Annotated in this window: 3 protein-coding genes; all 3 read left to right on the top strand. The window is 71.7% G+C overall.

The genetic code is table 11. From position 1 onward, the window contains the following. A partial coding sequence (gene sucB, locus ACFWJW_RS37480) for a 2-oxoglutarate dehydrogenase, E2 component, dihydrolipoamide succinyltransferase (RefSeq protein ID WP_387249858.1) occupies nucleotides 1–1,032 on the top strand: 1,032 nt, incomplete at its 5' end. Nucleotides 1,033–1,217: 185 nt separating this feature from the next. Then, nucleotides 1,218–1,841, top strand: coding sequence for a GntR family transcriptional regulator (locus ACFWJW_RS37475; protein ID WP_387249856.1), 624 nt, complete (start codon nucleotides 1,218–1,220; stop codon nucleotides 1,839–1,841). Nucleotides 1,842–2,104: 263 nt separating this feature from the next. Beyond that, nucleotides 2,105–4,777 carry a pyruvate dehydrogenase (acetyl-transferring), homodimeric type gene (aceE, locus tag ACFWJW_RS37470; protein WP_387249853.1) on the top strand — a complete coding sequence of 891 codons (2,673 nt, stop codon included), beginning with the start codon at nucleotides 2,105–2,107 and terminating at the stop codon, nucleotides 4,775–4,777. Nucleotides 4,778–5,000 lie beyond the last annotated feature (223 nt).

Genomic DNA, 5,000 nt, shown 5'->3' with positions numbered 1-5,000 from the left:
CCCGCCGCCCCGGCCGCTCCGGCCCCGGCTCCGGCCCCCGCACCGGCTCCGGCCGCCCCGGCTCCGGCCCCGGCCGCCGCCCCCGCCGCCCCGGCTCCGGCCGCCGGTGAGGGCGCGTACGTCACCCCGCTGGTGCGCAAGCTCGCCGCCGAGAACGGTGTCGACCTCGCCACGGTCAAGGGCACCGGCGTCGGTGGCCGTATCCGCAAGCAGGACGTCATCGCCGCCGCCGAGGCCGCCAAGGCCACTGCCTCTGCCGCGGCCGCCGCCCCGGCCGTGTCGAAGGCTCCGGCCATCGAGGCGTCGCCGCTGCGCGGTCAGACCGTCAAGATGCCGCGGATGCGCAAGGTCATCGGCGACAACATGATGAAGGCCCTGCACAGCCAGGCGCAGCTGACCTCCGTGGTCGAGGTGGACATCACCAAGATCATGCGGATGCGCAACCAGGCCAAGGACGCGTTCGCGCAGCGTGAGGGCGTCAAGCTCTCCCCGATGCCGTTCTTCGTCAAGGCCGCGGTCCAGGCGCTGAAGGCCCACCCGGTCATCAACGCCCGGATCAACGAGGACGAGGGCACCATCTCCTACTTCGACACCGAGAACGTCGGTATCGCGGTGGACGCGGAGAAGGGCCTGATGACCCCGGTCATCAAGGACGCCGGTGACCTCAACATCGCCGGTATCGCCCGTAAGACGGCGGACCTGGCGGGCAAGGTCCGCGCGAACAAGATCACGCCGGACGAGCTGTCCGGTGCGACCTTCACCATCAGCAACACCGGTTCGCGCGGCGCCCTGTTCGACACCGTCATCGTGCCCCCGAACCAGGTCGGCATCCTGGGCATCGGTGCCACCGTCAAGCGCCCGGTGGTCATCAACCACCCGGACCTCGGCGAGACCATCGCGGTGCGCGACATGACCTACCTCGCGCTCTCCTACGACCACCGTCTGGTGGACGGCGCCGACGCCGCCCGCTACCTGACCACGGTCAAGCAGATCCTGGAGGCCGCCGAGTTCGAGACCGAGATCGGTCTCTGAGTCCCGGCAGGCCCGCAGCAGGCGTGCCCTAAGGGCCGGCCCCGGTTCGTATGAGCCGGGGCCGGCCCTTTTGCGTCCCCGGGCCCCGGGCCGGGGTGCGCGGCCACCTCGCGGCTTTTGGCAGGACCCCCGCGCGCCTCCCGGATAATGGCCCTCTGTCACCGCCCGCTCTGAAGGAGCACCTCATGACCCCGCCCGTCGTCCATTCGCTGCGCGAGCAGATCCGCGAGCACATCCTCGAGGGGATCGTCAGCGGCCGCTGGCAGCCGGGCGAGCGGATCGTGGAGCGGCGGATCGCGGTGGAGCTGGAGGTCAGCCAGACGCCCGTACGGGAGGCGCTGCGGGAGCTGGAGTCGCTCCAGCTGATCGAGTCGGCGCCGAACAAGGGCGTACGGGTGCGGAACCTGACCGCCGACGACCTCAAGGAGAGCTACCCGGTGCGGGCCGGGCTGGAGCAGGTGGCCGCCGAGCTGGCCGCGGGGCGGCTGGCCGAGAACACCGCGGCGCTGGAGCGGGAGGTGGCGGCGCTGCGCGAGGCGGATCTGGCCGGTGACGGGGAGGCGCAGGTGCGGCACACGGTCGCCTTCCACCGGGAGATCGTGCGGGCGGCCGGGAACGCCGTGCTGCTGCACACCTGGGAGTCGCTGGGCATCGAGGTCTGGACGACGCTGTCGATCCGCTGGTTCAGCCCGGAGCCGCGCTCGCACGCCCAGGACCACCAGGAGATCGTGGACGCGTTCCGGCGGCGCGATCCGAAGATCGGCGCCCTGCTCAAGTCCCATGTCCTGAGCTGCGCACCCCGGGTCTGAGACGGAACCGGGAGGAGCCGGCGGACCCTCTGCGGGACTGGCACGCGGTGCCCGAAAACGCGGCACCCCGTGCCGACCTGGGGTTTTTCCTTCGCTGAGCGTTGATCGATCATCGATCAGAGGCGTATCGTCCTCCCTCGGGGCGCGACAACCCTGCCTGCCGAACTCGTAGGGGGTGTCGTCGAGGCCGCCGTCCACCCTGAGGACGCGGCCCGGTCACGACGGCACCCCCGAGCTACCTCCCGTCCGGAAAGGGGCCACCCATGCCCGATCCCGTGCGCCTGCCGTACAGCCAGCTCGACCAGCTCCCGGATCGCGACCCCGAGGAGACGACCGAGTGGCGCGAGTCGCTCGACGCCGTCACCAAGGCAGCGGGACCGCATCGCGCCGCGTACCTCATGCGCCGTGCCCTTGAGCACACCGCGCGCACCGAGGGCACCGCCCTGCCGTCCCTGCTGGAGACGGACTACGTCAACACCATCCCGACCTCCGCCGAGCCCGCCTTCCCGGGCGACGAGGCGATGGAGGCCAGGATCACCGCCTGGAACCGCTGGAACGCCGCCGCGATGGTCACCCGCGGCTCCGCGCTGGGCCTCGGCGGCCACATCGCCACCTTCGCCTCCGCCGCCTGGCTCTACGAGACCGGCTTCCAGCACTTCTTCCGCGGCAAGGAAGGCGACGGCAGCGGCGACCAGCTCTACATCCAGGGCCACGCCTCCCCCGGCGTCTACGCCCGCGCCTTCCTCGAAGGCCGCCTCACCGAGGACCACCTCGACCGCTTCCGCCAGGAGACCGGCGGCGACGGCCTGCCGTCCTATCCGCACCCGCGGCGGCTGCCCTGGCTGTGGGAGTTCCCCACCGTCTCCATGGGGCTGGGCCCGCTCTCCGCGATCTACCAGGCGCGCTTCAACCGCTACCTGGAGCACCGCGGCATCAAGGACACCGCCAACTCCCACGTCTGGGCCTTCCTCGGCGACGGCGAGATGGACGAGCCCGAGTCGACCGCCGCCCTGGCGCTGGCCGGCCGCGAGGGCCTGGACAACCTGACCTTCGTCATCAACTGCAACCTCCAGCGCCTCGACGGCCCGGTCCGCCCCAACTTCAAGATCGTGCAGGAGCTGGAGGCCCAGTTCCGCGCGGCCGGCTGGAACGTCGTCAAGTCGCTGTGGGGCCGCGCCTGGGACGAGGTCTTCGCCCTCGACACCGACGGCGCCCTGATCCGCCGCCTGGGCGAGACCCCCGACGCGCAGTTCCAGACCTACGCCACCCGCGACGCCGCCTACCTGCGCGAACACTTCTTCGGCGGCAACGAGTCCCTGAAGGCCCTCGCCGACCGCCTCACCGACGCCAAGCTGCTGGAGCTGTTCCAGACCTCCCGGGCCGGCCACGAGCCGCGCAAGGTGTACGCCGCGTACAAGGCCGCCGTCGAGCACAAGGGCGCGCCGACCGTCATCCTGGCGCAGACCGTCAAGGGCTACACCCTCGGCGCGGGCTTCGAGTCCCGCAACGCCAACCACCAGATGAAGAAGCTCACCATGGCGGAGTTCCGCACCATGCGTGACGTGCTCGAACTCCCCATCCCGGACAGCGCGCTGGAGGGCGACCAGGTGCCGTACTGGCGCCCCGCCGACGACTCCCCCGAGATGGTCTACCTGCGCGAGCGGCGCGCCGCCCTCGACGGCCCGGCCCCCGCCCGCAAGGTCGTCGCCAAGCCGCTGCCGATGCCCGCCGACAAGCCGTTCGACGCGCTGAAGAAGGGCTCCGGCAGCCAGGAGATCGCCACCACCATGGCGTTCGTCCGGCTGATCAAGGACCTGATGCGGGACAAGGAGACCGGCAAGCGCTGGGTCCCCATCGTCCCCGACGAGGCCCGCACCTTCGGCATGGAGTCCCTCTTCCCGACGGCCGGCCTCTACTCCCCCAAGGGCGCGACGTACGACCCGGTCGACCGCGATCAGCTGCTCTGGTACAAGGAAGCCAAGGACGGCCAGATCCTCAACGAGGGCATCACCGAGGCCGGTTCGCTCGCCGACTTCACCGCCGCCGCGACCTCGTACGCGACGCACGGCGAGCCGATGATCCCCTTCTACATCTTCTACTCGATGTTCGGCTGGCAGCGCACCGCCGACCAGTTCTGGGCGCTGGCCGACCAGTTGGGCCGCGGCTTCGTCATCGGCGCGACCGCCGGCCGCACCACGATGACCGGCGAGGGCCTCCAGCACGCCGACGGCCACTCCCACCTGATCGCCTCCACCAACCCCGCGGCGCTCTCCTACGACCCTGCCTTCGCCTACGAGGTCGCGGTCATCGTCAAGGAGGGCCTGCGCCGGATGTACGGCCCGGACGCCGAGGACGTCTTCTACTACCTCACGGTCTACAACGAGACCAAGGTCCAGCCGGCCATGCCGGAGGGCGTCGAGGAGGGCATCCTCAAGGGCCTGTACCGCTTCAACGAGGGCACCCGGCCCGAGGCCGACAGCCCGCAGCTCCAGCTGCTGGCGTCCGGCACCGCCATCCACTGGGCCCTGGAGGCACAGCAGCTGCTGGCCGCCGACTGGGGCGTGGCGGCGGACGTCTGGTCGGCGCCGTCCTGGACGGAGCTGCGCCGGGACGCCCTGGAGTGCGATGCCGCCCGTCTGGACGGCGAGGACCGCATCCCGTACGTCACCCGCGCGCTGGCCGGCGCCCCCGGCCCGGTCGTCGCGGTCAGCGACTGGATGCGCGCGGTCCCCGACCAGATCGCCCCCTGGGTCGAGCAGGACTGGACCTCCATCGGCACCGACGGCTTCGGCCTCTCCGACACCCGCGAGGCGGCCCGCCGCCACTTCGGTGTCGACCCCCAGTCGGTCGTCGTCCAGGCCCTGGCCGCACTCGCCCGCCGCGGCGAGGTCAAGCCGGAGGCCGTCAAGGAGGCCAAGGAGCGCTACGGCCTCTGAGCCCCCCGATCTCCCGTGCGGAGGCCACCTTCCCGCGCCCGGGGCCTCCGCACGGGAACCCACCACCGGCCCGGCCGAGCCATGCCCTGACTACGGCCGGGCCGGGTTTTCGGTGCCTGTTTGCCGTGGGCTGTTCGCCGTTCGCCTACGGCGGGTGGGTGGCGGGTCGGAGGGGACGCCCGGTACCCCGTCCTCGGCGCGGGCGGCCCTGGTCCCAGAGGTA

The organism is Streptomyces sp. NPDC127097 (genome assembly GCF_042724075.1).
GTDB lineage: Bacteria > Actinomycetota > Actinomycetes > Streptomycetales > Streptomycetaceae > Streptomyces.
This window is presented reverse-complemented; position numbering and strand designations above follow the sequence as displayed.